Origin of the sequence: Aggregatibacter sp. Marseille-P9115, assembly GCF_920939465.1 — a bacterium.
GTDB lineage: Bacteria > Pseudomonadota > Gammaproteobacteria > Enterobacterales > Pasteurellaceae > Aggregatibacter > Aggregatibacter segnis_B.
The window spans coordinates 63,618-83,505 of record NZ_OV100759.1 but is presented as its reverse complement, the minus strand read 5'-3'; the positions used below and the strand labels follow the sequence as shown (position 1 = coordinate 83,505).

The following is a 19,888-nucleotide window of genomic DNA, read 5'->3' as shown; positions in this document are numbered from 1 at the left end:
ATGGAGTAATTATGTCTATTCTATTACAACGCATTAATTTTAAAAAAGGATTAATGCCTTTTTTCTTTACGCTGTTATTAGCGGGTTGTACCACCAGTTTTTTGGGTGGCAATACGGCTAACATGCTAAAAGAGGATGCGAATGCCAGTTCCGATTTTTATATGAACAAAATCGAACAAACACAAAAACTGGAAGAACAACAAACCTATAAATTGTTGGCAGCGCGTGTCTTGATAACTGAAAATAAAATTCCTCAAGCACAAGCCTTATTAAATGAATTAAAAGATCTCAACCCAGATCAACTTGTCGATAAATCCCTTATTGAGGCACATATTGCGGCAGTAAAAAACGATAATACCAGTGCAGCAAACGTATTAAAAAGCATAAATTTAGCGCAATTAAGTCCATCTCAAACCGGTCGCTATTACGCTGTAAAAGCACGCATTGCAGAAAATAAAGCAGACATTATTGAAGCAGTAAAAGCTCGTATTCAAATGGATCAAGTGCTTAGCGATGTACAAAGAAAACAAGAAAATAACGACCGCACTTGGGCGCTATTACGCAGTGCAAATCGTGGCATCATTAATAACACACAAGATGAAGGCAACCTTGCTTTAGCCGGCTGGTTGGCATTAACCCGTGCGTATAACGACAATATCAATCAACCGACACAATTAAGCCAAGCATTACAAAACTGGAAAGCCTCTTATTCAAATCACACTGCAGCTTATCTATTCCCGACAGAGTTACAAGGTTTGTTTAATTTCCAACAAACAGCATTGACCAACGTTGCCTTACTTTTACCTTTAAGCGGTAACGGTCAAATCCTAGGCAACACGATCAAATCCGGTTTTGATGCGGCAAGAGGCGGTGATACCTCCGTTCAAGTACAATTTTATGACACTGTGGCAACACCGGTGAATGACATTATTGCTCAAGCAAAACAAGCCGGTGCCCGTGCGATTATCGGTCCGTTATTGAAACAAAACGTTGATACTCTTCTCAACAGCCCTTCCGCACTTCAAGATCTAAACGTGTTAACCTTAAATGCAACACAAAATGCCCGTGCAATCGGTCAAGTGTGCTATTACGGTCTATCTCCGGAAGATGAGGCGGAATCTGCAGCCAATAAAATGTGGGCAGACGGTATTCGTGAACCGATGGTTGCTGTACCACAAAATGATTTAGGACAACGCACCGCAACTGCATTTAACGTACGTTGGCAACAATTGGCTGGTACGGATGCAAATATCAAATACTACAATCAATCTGCAGATGTCGGCGTTGCATTACAAGGTCAAAATCTACAAGGATTATATGTTGTAGCAAAAAGCGATGAATTGGCCGATTTAAAAACAGTTATTGACAACAGCGGTAGCAACATCAAATTGTATGCAAGCTCACGCAGCAACTCTTCCAATAACAGCCCTGAATATCGTTTATTGATGAACGGATTACAATTCAGCGATATTCCGTTCTTTAAAGATACGGACTCCGCCCAATATCAAAAAATTGCCAACAATACCAATGGCGATTACTCTCTCATGCGTTTATACGCAATGGGCGCAGATGCTTGGTTGCTTATCAATCATTTCAATGAATTACGCCAAGTCCCCGGCTATCAAATTGACGGTTTAACCGGTAAATTAAGCGCCGGTCCAAACTGCAATATCGAACGCGATATGACTTGGTTCCAATACCAAAATGGCGGCATCCAGGTATTAAACTAAGTTGAACGTATGTTCTCTCTAAAACGTCAACAAGGGGCGAGATTTGAACACAAAGCTCGCCTCTTTTTAGAATCTCAAGGCTTAACTTTTCTTGCAGCCAATCAGAATTTCAAATGCGGTGAATTAGATCTCGTCATGTTAGATCAAGATACTATCGTGTTTGTAGAAGTACGCCAACGGAAAAACGATCATTTCGGTTCCGCCGTAGAAAGTGTTGATTGGAAAAAACAGCAACGTTGGATGGATGCGGCAACGCTTTGGTTAGCACAACGAAAGCAAAGCTTAGAAGATACGGATTGTCGTTTCGATTTGGTTACTTTTGGCCATTCCGAGCATGATATTCAATGGATTCCTAACTTTCTTGATTGATGACTATGTTAAATAAACTCAATGCGTTATATGAAGAAAATATCAAAACGCATATTTACTCAAAAAGCTTACTTAGCCCACAAATCGCTGAGGCTACACAGCTATTAATCAACAGTCTCTTACGCGGAAATAAAGTTATCGCTTGCGGAGAAGGACGTTCTTACATTAACGCACAATGCTTGGTAGCAAATTTACTCAATCGCTATGAATTAAAACGCCCAAGCTTTCCCTCTGTCCTATTAAGTTTAGATAGTGCGGTCGGTTCTACTTTCGTTTCTGACAATACCCTAGAAAAGCTTTATCAACACCAATTCAATGCCATTGCACAGCAAGGTGACATTTTGGTGGTCTTTGCGCCATTAGGCAATGAGAGCAATATTCTCAACATTATTACGCATGCCGTGAACAAAGAGATCAATGTGATTGTCTTAACGGGAAACAGTAACGATCATATTCAAGGGATTTTAACGGAAAAGGATTTACACATTTCCGTACCAAGTTCAAAAGAAAGTCGAATTTTGGAAAATCATTTATTCATTATTAACAGCATTTGCGAACTGATTGATTTCAAACTGTTCTCACATTCGTAACTTGACAGAAAGTAAGCATTCAAGTCACACTAACGCCAATAATCAAACATAAAAAGGAGATGACTATGTTACCAAGTTCACTAAAAAAACTGGCATTCATTTTTGCTGGCGCCATGTTATTACAAGGATGTGTTGCCGCAGCTATTGGTGGTGCAGCCGTTGCCGGTGCCACCAAAGTCGCAACAGACCCAAGAACAGTAGGCACCCAAATTGATGATGAAACCTTAGAAGAAAGAGTAAAATCAGCCATCTATAAAGATCAACAAATTAAATCCGAAGCGCGCATTAGTATCACCTCATATAGCGGCCGAGTTTTATTAACCGGTCAAGTGCCTAATGATAATTTACGAGAAATCGCGACATCTTTAGCTAAAGGTGTGCAAAACGTGAATGATGTTTATAACGAAGTGCGCATCGGACCAAAAGTGAACTTCTCTCAAATCAGTAAAGATGCTTGGATTACGAGCCAAATCAAGTCCAAAATGCTTGTAGATTCCAAAGTGAAAACCAGTGATGTGAAAGTTATCACCGAAAACAATGAAGTCTTCTTATTGGGTAACGTAACGCATGACCAAGGCAATGCTGCGGCAGAAATTGCTCGCAATGTTTCGGGTGTGACTAAAGTAGTGAAAGTCTTTAATTATTTGAATTAATACCTGAAAAGTGCGGTCAAAAATGACTCAAACTAAAAGGGTTGAACATTTACGTTCAACCCTTTTTATATTATTCCGCCTCTCGCTCGTGATCTTTTTTCAACATTTCTTCTTCGTTTAATTTCAATAAACGAGCAATCGCATTGCGATAAGAAATTTCGAGAGTTTCACGACTGGTGGCAATTACGCCTTGATCGACCAAGAAACCATCATTCACGTCATAAACCCAACCATGCAGAGACAATTTCTTGCCATTTTTCCACGCATTTTTCACAATGGAAGTGCGTCCTAAATTATATACTTGCTCCGCCACATTTAACTTAGTCAACATATCGGCACGGCGTTCCGGTGAAAGATTTCCAAGCAAATGACCATGTTTGAACCAAATATCTCGGATATGCAATAACCAGTTATTAATTAAGCCCAAATCTTTATCATTCATTGCAGCATGAATACCGCCACAATTTGTATGGCCACAAATAATGATGTGTTCAATATTCAGCACATCCACAGCATATTGCACTACGGAGAGGCAGTTAAAGTCCGTATGAATCACTTGGTTAGCCACGTTACGATGAACAAATAATTCTCCCGGCTCCAAGTTCGTCAATTTCTCTGCCGGCACACGACTATCTGAGCAACCAATCCATAAATAATGCGGCTGTTGATGCTCGGCCAATTCTTGAAAGTAAGTGGAGTTTTCCTCTTTCATTTGCGTTGCCCACGCATAATTGTTGGCAAACAAGGTTTCTATTTTTTTCATCGCTAATCCTCTTTCCTCAAAAATCAAAAGGTGCTCAGTATAGCCCAATTATTTTTTTGATAAAATTTCTTTTTATTATCCCCTCTTCTTCTATTCATGATTTAATTGTGCCCAAAATTTATGAAAAATGTGTAAGAAACCTCTAGCCACTTCGTCTAATAAATACAAAGGAATCGGCGTTTCATTCTTTTCAAGTTACCAAGGAGTTCTCATGAAAAAATCAAAATTAGTCCTGATATTGACCGCACTTTTATCCTGTGCAGCAATCCCGACAAGTGTTATGGCAGAAAATCACGTTCAACCAACCATGGAGAAAAGCAATATGTCTGAAGCAACAAAAGATCTTCACGAGATTTATTTAGCCGGTGGCTGTTTTTGGGGCATTGAAGCTTATATGGAACGTATTTACGGCGTGGAAGATGCCGTGTCCGGTTATGCCAACGGCAAAGGTGACAAAACTAGCTATCAAATGATCGGTATTACGGATCACGCAGAAACGGTAAAAGTGACTTATGACCGCAATAAAATTTCGCTAGATAAGTTACTGAAATACTATTTTCAAGTCATTGATCCGACCAGCGTCAACAAACAAGGCAATGACCGTGGCAGACAATATCGCACCGGTATTTATTATCAAGACGTCGCGGATAAAGCTGTGATTGAAAAAGAACTTGCCACACTGCAAGAAAAATACAAAAACAAAATTCAAATTGAAGTGGAACCGTTACGCAATTACGTATTAGCGGAAGACTATCATCAGGATTATTTAAAGAAAAACCCAAACGGCTATTGCCACATCGATTTGGAACAAGCCAATAACGTCATTATTGACGAAAAAGACTATCCAAAACCAAGCGATGCGGAGCTCAAAGCAAAATTAACCCCGCTGCAATATAGCGTGACACAAAACAAAAATACCGAACATTCTTTCAGCAATGAGTATTGGGATAACTTTAAACCGGGCATCTATGTGGATGTCACCACGGGCGAACCGTTGTTCTCCTCGAAAGATAAATTTGAATCCGGTTGCGGTTGGCCGAGTTTCACCAAACCAATTGCCAAAGAGGTGGTGACTTATCAAGACGATCACAGCTTTAATATGCTCAGAACGGAAGTCATCAGCCGTAGCGGAAAAGCTCATTTAGGTCATGTGTTTGATGATGGCCCGAAAGATAAAGGCGGTTTGCGCTATTGCATTAACAGTGCAGCTATCAAATTTATTCCATTGGAAGACATGGCAAAAGAAAACTATGGCTACCTGATTAATGCGGTGAAGGAGTAAAAGATGTTTGATCAGCAGTTATTAATCGGCACGGTTTTCCTTGCCGGTCTAGCCTCCTTTTTGTCGCCTTGTATCTTCCCCATTATTCCTATTTATTTTGGCATTTTGGCGAAAGGCGGCAGAAAGATTCTGAACACCTTTTTGTTCATTGCAGGCTTATCCCTAACCTTTGTAAGCCTTGGATTTAGCTTCGGTTTTCTAGGCAATTTGTTCTTTAATGATAACGTCAGAATCATTGCCGGCATTATCGTCATTATTTTAGGGATTCACCAATTAGGCATTATCAAGTTGAATTTCTTAGAAAGAACCAAAGTGGTTCAAGTGAAAACCGAAGGCAAAAGTGCCTCCTTTGAAGCCTTTTTCCTCGGGCTGACCTTTAGTCTTGGTTGGACACCTTGTATCGGCCCGATTTTAGCTTCCGTGTTGGCACTTTCCGGTGACGAAGGATCTGCATTATACGGTGCAGCTATGATGATGGTTTATGTATTCGGCTTGGCGACACCATTCGTGCTGTTCTCCTTGTTTTCCCAAGAACTGCTTAAACGTACCAAAGCACTGAATAAACACTTAGGTAAATTCAAAATTGTCGGCGGATTATTAATTATCGTCATGGGTGTTTTACTCATTACCAATAACTTACAATAACTTACGATAAAAGGACGTATTAACTATGAAAAAAATCATTGCATTATTATTAATGGCATTCAGCATAAATAGCTTTGCCGAAGGAGAAAATTCATTGAAAAACATTCAATTTAAGGACTTAAATAATAACGTGGTCACACTCGATCAAGTTACCACCAAAGGCAAACCGGTTTACGTCAAAACGTGGGCGTCTTGGTGCCCGATTTGTCTTGCCGGTTTGGCGGAAATTAACGAACTCAGTGCCGATCAAAACAAAAAGTTTGATGTTATTACCATCGTTTCTCCAGGCTCTAAAGGCGAAAAAGAAACCCAAGATTTTATCGAGTGGTACAAAGGGTTGGATTATAAAAACATCATTGTGTTGCTCGATGAAAACGGCGAAGTCATTAAACGCGGAAAAGTACGCGGTTATCCGTCCAGTTTAGTATTGGATACCAATTTCACACTTCAGAAAACCTTACCCGGACATTTGGGGACGGAGCAAATAAAACAGTTGATGGAGAATTAAATTCTCTCACCATGAAAAAAGTGCGGTGAAAATCCACCGCACTTTTTTATTCTCTTATCACTGCAAATTGGCTTTAAGGCTGATTAAACCAGGCTACATAATCAAATTGATCGTAATATTTTTTGCCGTTCCAATCGGAGAATGCAAATAAATCTCCTACCTGATCATCTTGCTCAAAACCACGAATATAAAACGCCGACTTCAAGTGCGGATAAGGTTTATGGGTAAACACCACTTTATTTTTAAAGGGTAAACGTTCAAAGGCTTCAAGCTCTTCTTCCGTCATACCTTGAGGGCTGTCTTTATCCGTCATCATGATAAATAAATTATCCAAATTGACACGTTTTAAACGGGTTTCCCATTTTTCTTGAGCCTCCTGCTCGCTGTGGTAATGCATAAAATGAATGGGAATATCGTCCAACCAACCGATGGGATAAGGTTTATCACTTGGCTTAAAAACTAAGGTTTGCTGATGGTAGTGGGGCATATTTTGTAAGTAACGAATAAAATCCCGCGGTTTAATAAATAAATTCACAAAAGGCGAATTAAACGGCTCATTTAAATCGTGCAAAATAAACGCGCCGACACAATTACTCGACAGCACAGACATCCCGTGATTTTGTAATCGTTCTCTTAATTCGCGATTAATAGATCGTCTGTGATATTTATTGATTGCACTTCTGATTTTTGAAAATAAAAACATGATGAATTCTCTGACAACAAAAAAGTGCGGTGAATTTCTACTGCACTTTTAATTTAAACTAATATCCTTTTTGATACACCAATTCCGCCAATTTCACGCCAAGCAACGCAATATCAAAGCGTTGCTCATCGGCAACCAACCAAAATTGCATGCCGTTTTCGAGTGCGGTTAAGCCGCCAATATGCAATTTAGGCGCTTCACCGGCTTCAGCTTCCCCGTTTGTAACCGGTGTCAATGCAGACGCCTCACGATAATCCACAAGCTCATTGGCTTGCCATGCGTGAAGCTGTGCCTGCGCATCAAATTCATACTCGGAACGCAACGTCACCATTTGCGCCATGCCATAAAATACCGGTACTTGCACTTGATGGAAAATCACATTCGATAATTGAGGAAAGATTTTCTCCACTTGCGCCGCAAGACTTGCAGTCGATTTCGGGGACGGGAACACATCAAACGCCAAGCGTTGTTGTTCTTCGTCTAATGGGATACCGTTTAACAACTGCGCCGTTTGACCGGCCAGTTTATTCACCGTATAACTATCGATATAAGATGCCGGTAATAAGGAGGTGACTAACACCTGAGAAAGCGTATTTTCGCGGGCAAATTGTGACACAGAGAAAACAAATTGAGTGACTTGCGGATCTGGTAACGAAACAATGTTACGTTGTAATACAACTAACTGTTCATCATTAATACTTGGCACAATCAACGGCACATCATTTAACGAGGCACACACACCTTTCAAATCAATCACGACACAACCCGCTTGCGCCGCTTTAGCCATATGCACTGCGTGCGCGACATCGCCGGCAAAGAAAACATAATTGAAATCCGACCATTCCGTTTCATCTAACGGAAGCTGTTCAACACTTTTATTATTAAATCGAATTCCTTGTTCTTCACTAAAAGGGAAAAGCTCAACAACGGATAATTTCTCAATTTCTAAACAACTCTGCTCTAATGTCTCCGCCAACTTCTCACATAAATCAAATTCCGCGACAAGGGCGACATTTAAACTTGTACTCATTTTTTTCTCCGCAGTAAAATAAACGGGCTACATTTTACTGAATTATCATGAGGAAATACAATGACACCGGCGATTGACTTACTGAAAAAACACAAGGTGCCTTTCATACTACACCATTATGATCATGACCCTGACAACACCCATTTTGGTGATGAGGCCGCTGAAAAATTAGGCATTAACCCCGAGCAATCTTTCAAAACCTTATTAGTGGCAGAGAATGGCGATCAGAAAAAACTCGCCTGTTTCGTCTTACCGACTAGCCACATGTTAAGTTTGAAAAAAGCCGCGAAAGCCCTCGGAGTGAAAAAAGTAGAGATGGCCGACAAAGACGCAGCCCAAAAAAGTACGGGTTATTTAGTGGGCGGCATCAGCCCATTAGGTCAAAAGAAGCGTGTCACCACCATCATTGAACATTCCGCCTTAAACTTTGATCAGATTTACGTTTCCGGCGGCAAACGTGGCTTAAGCGTAGAACTGGCTCCGCAAGATTTAGCGAAGATCTTAAATGCGCAATTTGTGGACATTGTAGATGAAGGATAAAAGTGCGGTCGATTTTCAGCACGTTTTTATGATTCAACCTCTCCCCTTACTCAAAAATGCGAGGAAGATATTTTTTTATGTCTTCCCCAATTTGTCCTAAGATCCCACCGCACTTTTTACAGCACTAACTGCTTATTATGAAACTGTTGCAACGTGCAACGATGGCCGACACTGAGAATAATCATGTTTGGGAAGCGGCTGCGGATGATTTTATATAGCAATTCTTCCGTTGGTTCGTCCAGTGCCGATGTGGTTTCGTCTAAAAAAATCACGTCGGGTTTCATCAGAAGAATGCGAATAAACGCCACCCGTTGCAATTCTCCCGGTGAAAGAATAGCTTGCCAATCGTTGGATTCGTTAATAGACGGAATGTATTTGCTCAAACGGCACTGCTCCATTGCCAACTCCAATTCACCACGTTTAGGCTCAATATTCGGATAGCAAATCGCTTCGCGTAACGTGCCTTGCGGCATATACGGGCGTTGTGGCAGAAACAGACTGTTGCTACATGGACGCTCTACCCGACCTTCCGTATCAAACGGATAAATCCCCGCAATGGCTTTAAGTAACGAGGTTTTTCCTGCGCCTGACGGGCCTTGAATGAGCAAAGCATCACCATTTTGCAAATCCACGTTCAGCTCCTTCAGCAGGACTTTTCCGTTGCCGTCTTTAATCCCAAAATGATGCAATGACACCCGATGGGAACATTCCACCGGTTGATGAATTTCTGTGCCGTCCAATTCGTCTAATTTGGTAAAAAAACCATACAAACGGTTTAAGCGCGCTTGATACAACGTGAATTCTTCATAGAACAAACGGAAGAAAGACAACGCCCGCATAAGGCGATTGAAGGCTTGCACCGTTTGGTGCATATCGCCTAATTTCACCTGTCCGGCAAAGAAACGAGGCGCTTGCAACATGAGTGGTAGAATCATAGCAATTTGCGTCACGCCGGTATTAAACCCGTCCAACCCCAACATACGGCGCACAATTACCCAACGGTTGTGAATGATAGCGTGAAATTTCGCTTGTAAATTTGACCGCTCTTTTGTTTCACCACCGTAAAACGCAATACTTTCTGCGTTATCACGCACGCGAATTAAGGAATAACGGTAATCCCCGTTCAATCGTTCTTTATCAAAATTCAATTTAATCAGTGGGTGTCCAATCCAAACGGAAAGTGCGGTGGCGACGATGATAAAAATATAAATAAAGAACACCACGCCTTTCGGAATCGACACGCCGAGCAACACCAATATCCCTGACAAGCCCCACAGAATAATCGTAAATTCAATGGTGGACATCACGGAATTAATCAAGCCTTGCAACATGGTAACCGTGCCGCTAATAAATTCGCGGGCATCTTGTTCGATACGTTGATCGATGTTATCCGGCAATTCTTTTTCGTATTTCAGGCGATAATAATTTTTATGGCGCAACCAACGCACCAGCATTTCATTATTGAGTTTTTCTAACCAACGAATTTCAAACAGCTGGCGTACGAAATAATTGATAATGGAATGCACGATTTTGAACATCACCAACAAGGCATTCAGCCCGGCAAAAAACCAAAAGGCGTCGGCTTTTTGTTCTTGTAACGAGGTATAAAGCCCATTATAGAAAAAGGAATTCAGCACGCTGATTCGCACTTCCAGCAAAATCAAGGTCAGCAACAATAAAAGCAAACCAATAATTTTGTATGCCGACGAGGTTTGCACACAAGGTTGTGTAATCAGCCAAAAGCGTTGCCCAAAGTCTGTTCGTTTAAGCGCCAATGCCAATATTGCCAACACCGTCGATACGCCCAAAAGTGCGGTCAAAATCCAAGATAAACTATTATTAACTTCTGTTTGCCAATCCATTTGAATATCCAAAAAGAAAGGGCGTTAAACGCCCTTTAGGGATGAATGTATTTAATTAGAATTCCACTTTGGTATTAAAGATAAACTCACGTCCATACCCCAACGCCACAGGAATCAGCGTGTTTGTTGCATTGCCTGAAGTAGATGGGAAATAGGTTTTATCCGTTAAGTTTTTACCGTTAAGTTGGAATGATACTTTCTTGCCGGAGATTTTGGTATCGTAAGCAATAAAGGCGTCATACACTACGGCGTGTGGAATTTTATACGATTTCGCGTAGTTATTTGTATAGGCATACCAAGATCCCAAATAACGAGCGCCACCGCCAACACGGATATTGCCGAAATCAAATTCGCCCACATTATAGGCTAAAAATAAAGAGGCTTGATGCTTCGGTACGCCAGAAAGCTGTTGATTCACCGCGTCAGGGTATCTTTCATTTTCTAAGGATTTCACTTTGGTGTAAGTATAGTTCGCCGCCACGCTCAACTGATCGGTAAGCTGACCGTTTAAGTCAAATTCCACACCGCGGGAACGTTGTTTGCCGACGATATTTAATTCGGCATTAGCGCCGCTACCCACCGCTTCTGCCACATGACGTTTATTGATGTTAAATAACGAAACCGTTGCATTAAAACCGGCATTTTCATACTTCGCACCAATTTCAACGGATTTGCCTTGTTCAGGTTTCAAATCGCCGTTCACAGGAGTTGCAACGCTCATTTGCGGACGGAAGGATTCCGAGTAATTAGCAAAAGTGGCAAAATCAGGCGTAAATTTATATACCGCACCTAATTGATAAAGCAACTTACCATCGTGCTGATCCGTATTACCGGTCTTCATTACGTTTTGTCCTTTTGATACATCACAATTTGCTGCGTTTAAACAATGGCGGCCGGCAAATTGGTCAAAATATTCATAACGCAAACCGCCGGTCATAATAAAGCGATCAGTGAAATAAGCCGTATCTTGAACGTAAACACCGACAGTTTTTAAATAGTTATATTGGTAGGCATTGCCATTGCCGTTTTTCTTCTGCGCAACAGGATTGGTGTAGTTTGGATGATCAATATTAATATCGGAATCCATAATGCCTTGGTTATAAATCGGACCAATATCACGAATATTACGCATCACATCCACACCGGCGACAAAACGGTTAGCAATCTCACCAATACCGAATTCACCCACGATATTTAATGTGCCACTATGCACGCGTTGATCGCCTTGTTGTTGCTCAATGGCTCGGCGTACATGGCGTGCTTTTAATTCCGGAGAGGTGATCACGCCCTTTTTATTTTTAACCGCAGGGATCGGTGTGTCTGCAACATTAATATTCGAAATACGCGCTTGATTATAGAAATATTCATAACGGGCATAGTTATAACCAGCGTTTAACTTCCAGTTATCATTAAGTTTATGCTCAACTTTAAAATCAATGTTATCGGTTTTTGCCGTGGTTTCATTATTCGGTTCGTCTAAACGACGGGAGACCGGAATATTCGGCAGAGAATTTGTCGCCGTTAATAAATTCGTCCCACGATCAAACGGCTCAAGAATATCTTTATGTTCATACGCCACTAAGACTTTGGTGGTGTCATTTTCCCAAGAAAGTGAAGGCGCGTAAGTGGTGTTTTTAATTTTGCCGAAATTACGCCAATAGTTCTTTTCTTGTTTGTCATAAATAAAACGATAAGCAAAGCCATTGCCTAAGCCGCCGGTGAAATCCACTTGTGTTCCCCACAAACGATGATTTCCCAATGTGCCGCCCACTACATATTTTGGTGTTTGTTGCGGTTTTTTGGTAATGATATTGACTACACCGCCCGGATCTTGAATACCATAAAGCACAGAGGCAGGGCCTTTTAAGACTTCGACGGTTTCCGTGGTGGCACTAAAGTTCTTGGCAGGGCCGGCTTGCAAGCCGTTACGCATAATCGAATTATCACGATTGCCGCCAAAACCGCGTTTTTGAATGGAATCAAACATGCCGCCTAAGGTATTAGCTTGACTAACGCCACTCACATTGTAAAGCGCATCAATTAAGGATTCGGGTTTGCGATCTTTTAATAATTGGGTGGAAAGAATATTCACCGTGTTCGGTGTATCCAGCACAGGCACCTCGGCTTTTGAGACCACAGAGGTCCCGGTGGTTTGATAACCGTTTTGCTTAATGCCGGTATCTTCAACAGTGATTTGTTCAAGATTTTCCGCTTTTTCTTCCGCATAAGCAGACATGGATACCGCCGTTAAAAGTGCGGTGGAAATCAGGCTTAATTTAAATTTCATAACATTACCTTTTCGAGTCAAAAAACGGCGACAGTATAGCTGAAAAGCTTGAGCTGAAAAAGAGAATTATTCTCTTTTAAATACACTAAAAAAACATTTCAAAAAACAACCGCACTTTAGATGAAAAAAGCCTGCTACAACGGTAACAGGCTTCTCTTTATTTCAATTTTTCTAAACGTGCTAACAAGACTTCATCCGGCAAACGCTGAATTTTTCGGAGACGATAAATTAATAAAATCGCGGCCAAGGTTAAACTCACAATAAAGGCAATCCAGAACCCTTTTGCCGCAATGCCACCGGTAATGATCCAATCGGTGCGTGCCAACGCGTAACCAAGCGGCATCCCCACTACCCAATAGCAAAATAATGTGATGTATAAAATGGCTTTGGTGTCTTTATACCCACGCAACACGCCACCGATAATCACTTGTACCGTGTCAGAAAATTGGTATAGCGAGGCAATTAATAATAAGGTGCTTGCCATGGCAATCACTTCAACGTCTTTCACAAAAATGGCAGCAATATGCTCACGTAAAATTACTGTTAAAAATGCAGTGACTATCGCAACCGATAAACCGACCACCAACGCAGAATAAGACACCAGTTTTGCCCCATGTGGCGATTTTTCGCCTAAACGTTGCCCGACTAAGATCGTAGCTGCCATGCCAATCGACATAGGCAACATGAAGACAAACGAGCTGGTGTTTAAGGCAATTTGGTGGCTCGCCACCACATCAGCGCCAAGTGGTGATAGAAATAATGAAGTCAATGCAAATAACGCCACTTCACAACACAGGGCCATGGCGATAGGAAGCCCAAGTTTCAGCAACTTGCTCAAGGTACGCACATTCGGACGTTCGATAATCTTGTCAAAGACCTTTAAATCACGTTGATTTCTCGCGCGCATGCAATAAGTCAACATGAGAAGACACATCGTCCAGTTCACGATTGCCGTTGCAATACCACAGCCAACCGCCCCAAATGCCGGAATACCGAGTTTGCCGTAGATGAAAATATAGTTAAGGGGAATGTTGAGCATTAAACCAAGGAAAGCAATCACCATGGCCGGCTTGGTTTTGGCAATACCGTCATTTAAACAACGAAAATTAATCATTAATAAATAACCCGGCAAGCCCCAAATCATAGCGTGTAAATAACCGCTTGTGATCTCCGCTAAACGGGGATCCATATCCATGTTTTGCAAGACAACATCACTGTGATAAATCAATAAACCGAGGGGAATGCAGCTAAAGAACACAATCCAGATGCCTTGACGTACCTGATGAGCAATCCGTTTACGCTGACCGGAGCCATTCAAATAGGAAATGGTCGGAGGCAAGGCGAGTAACAACCCGTGTCCAAATAACACCAACGGCAACCAAATGGAGGCACCCACGGAAATGGCTGCCATGTCTGCTGCGCTCACGCGCCCTGCCATAATGGTATCCACCATCCCCATGGAGTTTTGCGCAATTTGCGCAAGCAAAATCGGAATGGCGATAGCAATTAATTTTTTAGCTTCAATATGATATTCTTTGACAAAGTTTAGATTCATAAATAAATAGATTTCGAGGTCATTATGTTTACAGGCATTGTGCAAGGTACGGCACAAATTAAGGCTATTACAGAAGGGGCTAATTTTAGAACACACGTGGTGGAAATGCCACAAGAAATGCTGAAAGGATTACAAATCGGTGCATCTGTTGCACACAACGGCGTGTGTTTAACCGTCACCGAAATCAAAGACAATTTGGTGAGTTTCGACTTAATGCAAGAAACCTTGAAAATCACAAACTTGGGCAAATTGCAGGTCGGTGATTTCGTCAATATCGAACGCGCCATGCAAATGGGCTCGGAAATCGGCGGGCATATATTATCCGGCCATGTGTATTGCACCGCGGACATCGTTAAACGCCTTCCATCTGAAAACAATCTGCAAATTTGGTTCCAACTGCCGAATCAAGACATGATGAAATATGTGTTAACTAAAGGCTTTATTGCCGTGGATGGTATTAGTTTAACTATCGGTGAAGTCCGTGAACAAAGCTTCTGCGTGAATCTCATTCCGGAAACCATTCATCGTACGCTAATTGGCAAGAAACAGGTGGGTGAAAAAGTCAATATTGAAATCGATCCGCAAACGCAAGCTATTGTGGATACGGTGGAACGTTATTTGGCACAGAAAGAAGCCTAAAAGTGCGGTTGTTTTTCACGGTGTTTTTTCATCAGAATTTATTGGCTAAAACGCCCATTTTGCTTTAGAATCAGCCATCAAATTTTTCAACGAGATTATTATGTCAATTACATTATCAACAAAACAAAAACAATATTTAAAAAGCCTTGCCCACCATTTAAGCCCGGTCGTCATGCTCGGTGGCAATGGTTTAACGGAAGGCGTGTTGGCGGAAATTGATTTATCACTCAATCATCACGAATTGATTAAAGTGAAAATCAACGGTTCTGATCGCGAAACCAAACAATTGATTATTGATGCTATCGTGCGTGAAACCGGCGCTGCGGAAGTACAAACTATCGGTCATGTATTAGTGTTGTATCGCCCAAGTGAAGAAAATAAAATTCAACTTCCGCGTAAATAAGACAAAACGCAAACATAAAAAAAGGCAGTTATTTAACTGCCTTTTTTGTTATTGATAGCGAAAAAAGTTACACATACTCTACTTCAATAATTTCAAATTCAACCGCGCCACCCGGTGTGGTGATATTGACGACATCGTCCACTTCTTTACCCACCAAACCACGAGCAATCGGCGAATTCACAGAAATCAACCCGTTTTTAATGTCAGCTTCATCATCGCCCACAATACGATAAGTCACTTCTTCATCTGTATTGGTATTAAATAACACCACTGTTGCACCAAAGATCACTTTGCCGTTATTGGGAATTTTGGTGACATCAATTATTTGGCTGTTACCGAGTTTACCTTCGATTTCTTGAATGCGTCCTTCACAGAAACCTTGTTGTTCGCGCGCTGCATGATATTCCGCATTCTCTTTTAAGTCGCCATGTTCACGTGCTTCTGCAATGGCCTTGATAATTTCCGGGCGACGTTCATTCTTCAAATAATCCAGTTCTTCGCGTAATAATTGCGCGCCACGAACGGTCATTGGAATTTGTTGCATTCTTCTTTTCCCTAAATTTAAACAAAAGAAAAACCGTGGAATCCCAAGGATTCCACAGCATAAATTAATCCGTTATAGAGGGAGAAAAGCATTTACTCCCGCGTATTCGCGTACTATTATTGTTCGCCTGAAAAAAAATAGCAACCTCAAGTCTAAATTATGTGTCAGTTTTACTCATTTCGTATGTTCAAAAAAATCTGTTTTCTCCTTGGCTTAACAGCAACCACTTCGACTTTTGCCAATGTTGATGTAAACAATTACCTCGACAAACTACCTGAGGGTGCAAATTTGGCTTTTATCGCCAAAAACATTAATCAAAATAAGATTGTCGCCGACTATCAAGGGCAAACCTTCATGTTACCCGCCAGCACACAAAAAGTGTTCACCGCGTTGGCAGCAAAATTAGCGCTCGGCGATTCATTTCAATTTCAGACCGCACTTTTAACCAACGGAAAAGTGCAAAATGGTCAACTCAACGGCGACTTAATCGTACGTTTCACTGGCGACCCGGATCTCACCAGCGGCCAATTATTCAACTTATTCGCAGAATTAAAGAAACAAAACATCAATAAAATTACCGGCAATCTGATTTTGGATACTTCTGTGTTTACCGGTCATGATCGCGGTTTAGGTTGGATTTGGAACGATCTGACCATGTGTTTTAATTCTCCACCTGCGGCGGTAAACATTGATAATAACTGCTTCTATGTAGATATTGATGCAAACCTGCCGGAAGGACAACAAGTCAAATTTAACGTGCCGTCGCAGTACCCAATTCAAGTATTTGGGCAAGTTTATGTGGCAGGTAAAGAGGAAGCCGGCTATTGCCAATTAGACGCGGTGGTACACGACAATAACCGTTATCAAGTGAAAGGCTGTTTAGCACGCCAAGCCAAGCCTTTCGGGTTGAGTTTTGCTGTACAAGACCCCGATGCTTACGCTGCGGCAATTATTCAACGTCAGCTAAAACGCCTGAACATTGAATTTAACGGTCAAGTGCAACAGCCCTATCGCCAACAGCAAGGACAGGTTTTAGCACAGCACCTTTCTAAACCACTGCCCGAACTCATCAAGAAAATGATGAAAAAATCCGATAACCAAATTGCCGATGCTCTGTTCCGTACCATCGCTTATCATAAATATAAACGCCCGGCATCGTTCCAATTGGGTACATTAGCCATGAAAAGCGTGTTATCACAGGTAGGCATTAAATTCGGTAACAGCATTATTGCTGACGGTTCCGGGCTTTCCCGCCATAATTTGGTCGCACCACAAACCATGTTGCAGGTGTTGGACTACATTGCTAAAAATGAAGACAAATTACATTTACTGGAGTCGTTCCCTATTGCCGGTGTGGACGGCACCTTGAGCGGACGCGGTTCTTTAATCAATCCACCATTAATAAAAAATGTGATAGCGAAAACTGGGGCATTAAAAGGCGTGTACAATTTGGCAGGCTACCTCACCAACGCACGTGGTGAAAAAGTGGCGTTTGTGCAATTTATCAATGGATATTCTACCGGCGATTTAGAAAGCAAAACCAAACGTGCACCGCTAGTGCAATTTGAAAGCGGCGTGTATAACGCGCTCTATCAAGATTGATGTAACCGACTAAAACTAAAAAAAGTGCGGTGGATTTTTCAAACGTTTTAAAACGCCTCTAAAATCCACCGCACTTTTAATTTAATTGGACGACCGACGAATCCGTTGCAAGATTATTTATTAATCAAACTCAAAAATTCTTTACGGGTTTCGCGATCTTCTAAGAACACGCCACCAAACGCAGAAGTGACGGTATAACTGTTTGCGTCTTTAATGCCACGACATTTCACACAGAAATGCGTCGCTTTCACATACACGGCAACATCCTCTGTTTCTAAAATCGTTTGGAATGCCAATAAAATTTGCTCTGTTAAACGCTCTTGCACTTGAGGGCGTTGAGCAAAAAAAGACACTACGCGATTGATTTTAGATAAACCGATGACCCATTTTTTCGGGTAATACGCCACAGAAACCTTACCGTCGATGGTCACGAAATGATGCTCACATGTACTGGTTAATGTGACATCATTCACCAACACCATTTCACTCACTTTCATGCGATTAGCAATATTGGTAATCTTAGGAAAATTAGCGTAATCCAAACCACTGAAGATTTCATCCACAAACATTTTTGCAAGACGTGACGGGGTTTCTTCAATACTGTCGTCATTTAAATCCAAACCGATTAAACGCAAAACTTCCCGCATGTGTTGTTCGATTTTGGTGCGGCGTTCATCTTTTCTTTCATTCAACACCGCCATCGGTGTTTCAATTCCTTTCTGAACCAGCGCCGTGCGGACTTTCTCTGCTTCAGGTGAAATATCGTTCATTTACTGCTCCCAATAAAAATAATGCCGCATTTTAACAAAATCACCGACAATAATAAAATGAAGATAATGACTAGCCTCCATGAAAAGTTTTATTTAAAACCTGTTTCAACCTGTTCTCTTGCAAGTATTTTTTGAAACATCCTAAAGCCCGAGTATAATGGGCGGACTTTTTTATTCTTACAAGGAATCCTTATGTTGCCGCTATCCCAAGCACTTGAACAAATGTTAAATCAACTTCCTTCTCCGACTGGCACGGAGACGTTGCCAATACATCAAGCCAATCAACGAATTTGTGCTGAAAATGTCGTTTCTCCGATTAATGTCCCTTCTTTCGATAACTCTGCGATGGACGGTTATGCAGTACGGTTGGCAGATTTAGCGAAATCCATGACACTTTCTGTTGCCGGAAAAGCCTTTGCCGGTGCGCCTTTTGAAGGAGAATGGACGGCACAAAGTGCGGTCAGAATCATGACCGGTGCGATGATTCCGCAAGGCGCTGACGCGGTGGTAATGCAAGAAGAGGTTCAAGTGAACGATGATGGCACGGTGACATTTCACGCATTACCAAAATTAAACCAAAACATTCGTCGCATTGGTGAAGATGTGAAACTGGGCGATGTGGTGTTAAAACAAGGTGCATTACTCAATGCCGTTTCTTTGCCATTGCTCGCCTCTCTCGGCATCGAAAAAGTCAAAGTTTTCCCACGCTTAAAAGTAGCGGTGCTTTCTACCGGCGATGAACTGGTTCCGGTCGGTCAACCGTTACAAGTCGGTCAAATTTATGACACGAACCGCTTCACCGTAAAACTGTTGTTAGAGAAACTCAATTGTGAGGTATTGGATTTCGGCATTTTACCGGACAACGAAGCACAATTTGAAAAAGCCTTTTTGGAAGCCCAACAACAAGCAGATTTGGTCATCACCAGTGGCGGTGTGTCTGTGGGCGAAGCGGATTTCACCAAACATATTTTAGAAAAAGTCGGCAAAATCAACTTCTGGAAAATCGCCATTAAACCGGGCAAACCTTTTGCTTTTGGTAAATTAGAAAAAGCCTGGTTCTGTGGCTTGCCGGGCAATCCGGTATCAGCCTTGGTGACTTTCTATCAATTAGTACAACCGGCAATTGCAAAACTGAGCGGTTATAGCCAATGGAAAGCACCAATGCGTTTACCGGCCATTGCGGCGAGCAATCTGAAAAAAGCACCGGGACGCTTAGACTTCCAACGGGGTTTCTATCAACTCAACTCACAAGGGCAAATTGAAGTGCAACCGGTAGGCTTCCAAGGCTCACATTTGTTTAGCTCCTTTGTAAAAAGCAACTGTTTTATCGTGTTGGAACAAGAACGCGGCAACGTTGCTGCAGGCGAAACCGTTACCATCGAACCGTTTAACGATTTATTACGCTAATACATT

General features: G+C 41.7%; 20 protein-coding genes. 12 read left to right on the top strand and 8 right to left on the bottom strand.

The window, feature by feature from the left end:
- Positions 1-11: 11 nt before the first annotated feature.
- From LQ983_RS00385 to dolP, 4 genes are all read left to right on the top strand, one after another.
- The gene (locus LQ983_RS00385) at positions 12-1,730 is read left to right on the top strand and encodes a penicillin-binding protein activator (protein ID WP_230621234.1); all 1,719 of its coding nucleotides are present in this window, start codon (positions 12-14) and stop codon (positions 1,728-1,730) included.
- A gap of 9 nt (positions 1,731-1,739) precedes the next feature.
- Positions 1,740-2,099, top strand: a complete 360-nt coding sequence (locus LQ983_RS00380; protein ID WP_230621233.1) for a YraN family protein — start codon at positions 1,740-1,742, stop codon at positions 2,097-2,099.
- A 5-nt stretch (positions 2,100-2,104) separates the two neighbouring features.
- Entirely contained in the window at positions 2,105-2,689 is a 585-nt protein-coding gene (locus LQ983_RS00375) for an SIS domain-containing protein (protein WP_109432392.1), read from the top strand.
- A 65-nt stretch (positions 2,690-2,754) separates the two neighbouring features.
- Positions 2,755-3,342: a division/outer membrane stress-associated lipid-binding lipoprotein gene (gene dolP / locus LQ983_RS00370; RefSeq protein ID WP_230621232.1), complete on the top strand. Its 588-nt coding sequence runs from the start codon at positions 2,755-2,757 to the stop codon at positions 3,340-3,342.
- A gap of 70 nt (positions 3,343-3,412) precedes the next feature.
- On the opposite strand, the gene can is transcribed toward dolP, so the two are convergent.
- A complete protein-coding gene (gene can, locus LQ983_RS00365) occupies positions 3,413-4,105 on the bottom strand; it encodes a carbonate dehydratase (protein WP_032997846.1) in 693 nt (230 codons plus the stop codon).
- 211 nt (positions 4,106-4,316) lie between these two features.
- Here can and msrB point away from each other — a divergent pair, with 211 nt between their 5' ends.
- The 3 genes from msrB to LQ983_RS00350 are packed head-to-tail and all read left to right on the top strand — an operon-like array spanning position 4,317 to position 6,540.
- Positions 4,317-5,387, top strand: coding sequence for a peptide-methionine (R)-S-oxide reductase MsrB (gene msrB, locus LQ983_RS00360; RefSeq protein WP_230621231.1), 1,071 nt, complete (start codon positions 4,317-4,319; stop codon positions 5,385-5,387).
- Positions 5,388-5,390: 3 nt separating this feature from the next.
- Positions 5,391-6,032 (top strand): cytochrome c biogenesis protein CcdA, encoded by a 642-nt coding sequence (locus LQ983_RS00355; RefSeq protein ID WP_230621230.1) that lies wholly within the window; start codon positions 5,391-5,393, stop codon positions 6,030-6,032.
- 25 nt (positions 6,033-6,057) lie between these two features.
- Positions 6,058-6,540, top strand: coding sequence for a redoxin family protein (locus tag LQ983_RS00350; protein ID WP_230621229.1), 483 nt, complete (start codon positions 6,058-6,060; stop codon positions 6,538-6,540).
- Positions 6,541-6,613: 73 nt separating this feature from the next.
- Here the strand turns inward: LQ983_RS00350 and LQ983_RS00345 are convergent, their stop codons facing one another.
- Complete coding sequence (locus tag LQ983_RS00345) at positions 6,614-7,243, bottom strand: DUF1919 domain-containing protein (RefSeq protein WP_230621228.1); 630 nt, start codon at positions 7,241-7,243, stop codon at positions 6,614-6,616.
- A 58-nt stretch (positions 7,244-7,301) separates the two neighbouring features.
- On the bottom strand, positions 7,302-8,273 hold the full coding sequence (locus LQ983_RS00340; protein ID WP_230621227.1) for an oxidoreductase: 972 nt from the start codon (positions 8,271-8,273) through the stop codon (positions 7,302-7,304).
- Positions 8,274-8,333: 60 nt separating this feature from the next.
- On the opposite strand from LQ983_RS00340, the gene ybaK reads away from it, so the two are divergent.
- Positions 8,334-8,813: a Cys-tRNA(Pro) deacylase gene (gene ybaK / locus LQ983_RS00335; RefSeq protein WP_230621226.1), complete on the top strand. Its 480-nt coding sequence runs from the start codon at positions 8,334-8,336 to the stop codon at positions 8,811-8,813.
- A gap of 116 nt (positions 8,814-8,929) precedes the next feature.
- On the opposite strand, the gene LQ983_RS00330 is transcribed toward ybaK, so the two are convergent.
- From LQ983_RS00330 to LQ983_RS00320, 3 genes are all read right to left on the bottom strand, one after another.
- Entirely contained in the window at positions 8,930-10,675 is a 1,746-nt protein-coding gene (locus LQ983_RS00330) for an ABC transporter ATP-binding protein/permease (RefSeq protein ID WP_230621225.1), read from the bottom strand.
- 55 nt (positions 10,676-10,730) lie between these two features.
- Entirely contained in the window at positions 10,731-12,962 is a 2,232-nt protein-coding gene (locus LQ983_RS00325; RefSeq protein ID WP_230621224.1) for a TonB-dependent siderophore receptor, read from the bottom strand.
- Between the two features lie 157 nt (positions 12,963-13,119).
- Entirely contained in the window at positions 13,120-14,517 is a 1,398-nt protein-coding gene (locus tag LQ983_RS00320) for an MATE family efflux transporter (protein WP_230621223.1), read from the bottom strand.
- 24 nt (positions 14,518-14,541) lie between these two features.
- On the opposite strand from LQ983_RS00320, the gene LQ983_RS00315 reads away from it, so the two are divergent.
- Both LQ983_RS00315 and yhbY read left to right on the top strand, forming a co-directional pair.
- Positions 14,542-15,156 (top strand): riboflavin synthase subunit alpha, encoded by a 615-nt coding sequence (locus LQ983_RS00315; RefSeq protein WP_230621222.1) that lies wholly within the window; start codon positions 14,542-14,544, stop codon positions 15,154-15,156.
- A 100-nt stretch (positions 15,157-15,256) separates the two neighbouring features.
- The gene (gene yhbY, locus LQ983_RS00310; RefSeq protein WP_006717959.1) at positions 15,257-15,559 is read left to right on the top strand and encodes a ribosome assembly RNA-binding protein YhbY; all 303 of its coding nucleotides are present in this window, start codon (positions 15,257-15,259) and stop codon (positions 15,557-15,559) included.
- 67 nt (positions 15,560-15,626) lie between these two features.
- On the opposite strand, the gene greA is transcribed toward yhbY, so the two are convergent.
- Positions 15,627-16,103, bottom strand: coding sequence for a transcription elongation factor GreA (greA, locus tag LQ983_RS00305; protein ID WP_109432406.1), 477 nt, complete (start codon positions 16,101-16,103; stop codon positions 15,627-15,629).
- 183 nt (positions 16,104-16,286) lie between these two features.
- Between greA and dacB the strand changes: the two genes are divergently transcribed.
- Positions 16,287-17,705, top strand: coding sequence for a serine-type D-Ala-D-Ala carboxypeptidase (dacB, locus tag LQ983_RS00300; RefSeq protein WP_230621221.1), 1,419 nt, complete (start codon positions 16,287-16,289; stop codon positions 17,703-17,705).
- Between the two features lie 113 nt (positions 17,706-17,818).
- On the opposite strand, the gene folE is transcribed toward dacB, so the two are convergent.
- On the bottom strand, positions 17,819-18,475 hold the full coding sequence (gene folE / locus LQ983_RS00295; protein WP_230621220.1) for a GTP cyclohydrolase I FolE: 657 nt from the start codon (positions 18,473-18,475) through the stop codon (positions 17,819-17,821).
- Positions 18,476-18,667: 192 nt separating this feature from the next.
- Between folE and moeA the strand changes: the two genes are divergently transcribed.
- Positions 18,668-19,882, top strand: coding sequence for a molybdopterin molybdotransferase MoeA (moeA, locus tag LQ983_RS00290; protein WP_230621219.1), 1,215 nt, complete (start codon positions 18,668-18,670; stop codon positions 19,880-19,882).
- Positions 19,883-19,888: the final 6 nt, after the last annotated feature.

Coding starts and splice junctions, on each gene's coding strand:
- LQ983_RS00385 (WP_230621234.1), top strand. CDS start 12: ATGTCTATTCTATTACAACGCATTAATTTTAAAAAAGGATTAATGCCT.
- LQ983_RS00380 (WP_230621233.1), top strand. CDS start 1,740: ATGTTCTCTCTAAAACGTCAACAAGGGGCGAGATTTGAACACAAAGCT.
- LQ983_RS00375 (WP_109432392.1), top strand. CDS start 2,105: ATGTTAAATAAACTCAATGCGTTATATGAAGAAAATATCAAAACGCAT.
- dolP (WP_230621232.1), top strand. CDS start 2,755: ATGTTACCAAGTTCACTAAAAAAACTGGCATTCATTTTTGCTGGCGCC.
- can (WP_032997846.1), bottom strand. CDS start 4,105: ATGAAAAAAATAGAAACCTTGTTTGCCAACAATTATGCGTGGGCAACG.
- msrB (WP_230621231.1), top strand. CDS start 4,317: ATGAAAAAATCAAAATTAGTCCTGATATTGACCGCACTTTTATCCTGT.
- LQ983_RS00355 (WP_230621230.1), top strand. CDS start 5,391: ATGTTTGATCAGCAGTTATTAATCGGCACGGTTTTCCTTGCCGGTCTA.
- LQ983_RS00350 (WP_230621229.1), top strand. CDS start 6,058: ATGAAAAAAATCATTGCATTATTATTAATGGCATTCAGCATAAATAGC.
- LQ983_RS00345 (WP_230621228.1), bottom strand. CDS start 7,243: ATGTTTTTATTTTCAAAAATCAGAAGTGCAATCAATAAATATCACAGA.
- LQ983_RS00340 (WP_230621227.1), bottom strand. CDS start 8,273: ATGAGTACAAGTTTAAATGTCGCCCTTGTCGCGGAATTTGATTTATGT.
- ybaK (WP_230621226.1), top strand. CDS start 8,334: ATGACACCGGCGATTGACTTACTGAAAAAACACAAGGTGCCTTTCATA.
- LQ983_RS00330 (WP_230621225.1), bottom strand. CDS start 10,675: ATGGATTGGCAAACAGAAGTTAATAATAGTTTATCTTGGATTTTGACC.
- LQ983_RS00325 (WP_230621224.1), bottom strand. CDS start 12,962: ATGAAATTTAAATTAAGCCTGATTTCCACCGCACTTTTAACGGCGGTA.
- LQ983_RS00320 (WP_230621223.1), bottom strand. CDS start 14,517: ATGAATCTAAACTTTGTCAAAGAATATCATATTGAAGCTAAAAAATTA.
- LQ983_RS00315 (WP_230621222.1), top strand. CDS start 14,542: ATGTTTACAGGCATTGTGCAAGGTACGGCACAAATTAAGGCTATTACA.
- yhbY (WP_006717959.1), top strand. CDS start 15,257: ATGTCAATTACATTATCAACAAAACAAAAACAATATTTAAAAAGCCTT.
- greA (WP_109432406.1), bottom strand. CDS start 16,103: ATGCAACAAATTCCAATGACCGTTCGTGGCGCGCAATTATTACGCGAA.
- dacB (WP_230621221.1), top strand. CDS start 16,287: ATGTTCAAAAAAATCTGTTTTCTCCTTGGCTTAACAGCAACCACTTCG.
- folE (WP_230621220.1), bottom strand. CDS start 18,475: ATGAACGATATTTCACCTGAAGCAGAGAAAGTCCGCACGGCGCTGGTT.
- moeA (WP_230621219.1), top strand. CDS start 18,668: ATGTTGCCGCTATCCCAAGCACTTGAACAAATGTTAAATCAACTTCCT.